General features: G+C 32.7%; 1 protein-coding gene. It reads right to left on the reverse strand.

Annotated features, from left to right (window positions below):
• Window positions 1-223 precede the first annotated feature (223 nt).
• Entirely contained in the window at window positions 224-535 is a 312-nt protein-coding gene (locus H8911_RS12250; RefSeq protein WP_369410310.1) for a hypothetical protein, read from the reverse strand.
• Window positions 536-643: the final 108 nt, after the last annotated feature.

Genomic DNA, 643 nt, shown 5'->3' on the forward strand with positions numbered 1-643 from the left:
AGACACTTCATATCGAAATTCCAAATGAGTATAGATAACTGCAAATAACAGTTTGTAGGGGAGTTCTGATACTCCCCTATAAAAATGGCTATTTATCAACTGTTTGTTGTGACATAGCCTTAAGTATAATAAAAGGCAAAAACGTCAACAATTTCAAGTTTACAAAGTACGTTTTTGCCATAAATATTATATTCGATTAAGAAAAAGACATAAATCTTTTCTTTTAATCTAATAATAAGTTTTCATATTGAATATAGTTTCTTAAAAAAGTAACACCTGCTAAGGCTAATGCACAGCCAAGTCCTGAATAGAAAAAGGCAATAAAGATATCTGGAAAGATACCTGCTGCTCTAAATCCAATTCCTCCACCCATCATACAAGCCATGATCATGTAGGCTTTTAAATCAAAGAAGTGCCAGAATAGACGTGTTGCTTCATATCCCATAATTCGCTTTGTGTGTTTCTGACTCATCTTGAAAAACATCATTCCAAATGCACAGAACACAACAATTGTTAAAATATATGGCTCTGTCACAACAAATGGTTGATTTTTAACGAGAAATAGCGTATAATAATAGTAAGAAACAGTACCACCGAAGGAGGTAATTGGATATGCCTACTATCAAAGACGCATTAGATATTA

Origin of the sequence: Holdemanella hominis, from assembly GCF_014306155.1 — a bacterium.
Taxonomy (GTDB): domain Bacteria; phylum Bacillota_I; class Bacilli_A; order Erysipelotrichales; family Erysipelotrichaceae; genus Holdemanella; species Holdemanella hominis.